Below are 387 nucleotides of genomic sequence, written 5' to 3'. Positions count from 1 at the left end.
GACTGCACCAATATCCAGCTCCTGATACAGCACCTGTGCCACTTTCATGCTGTTCACTTCGTTAAACCCCTGGCGCAAAATGCCTTCCGTCGAGGCCGCCACTTTCAGCGCAGTGGCAGAAAAAGCCGAAGTGTATTTTTCAAACATCGCGCGTTTATCGAGCAATATACGCATAAACAACGCCGCGCCGACGGTATTGGTGACCATCATTGGCGCAGCAATATTACTCACCAGACGCACCGCATCTTCATAAGGTCGGGCGATCGCCAGGATAATCAACATTTGCACCATTTCAGCGACGAACGTGACGGCACCGGCGGTAATGGGGTTAAAGACTTTATCAGTGCGCCCGCGACGGATCAGGATGCTGTGTACCAGGCCACCGAG

The 387-nt window shown here is 53.0% G+C and carries 1 protein-coding gene; it reads right to left on the bottom strand.

Annotated features, from left to right (window positions below; genetic code table 11):
- Positions 1–387 (bottom strand): LytS/YhcK type 5TM receptor domain-containing protein (locus LZP73_RS19375; RefSeq protein WP_326490367.1); only part of this gene is annotated, 387 nt, incomplete at both ends.

Origin of the sequence: Shewanella sp. AS16 (genome assembly GCF_021412365.1) — a bacterium.
Taxonomy (GTDB): Bacteria; Pseudomonadota; Gammaproteobacteria; order Enterobacterales; family Shewanellaceae; genus Shewanella; species Shewanella salipaludis.
Note: the sequence above shows the minus strand (reverse complement) of the source record. Positions and strands in the feature narration are given on the sequence as shown.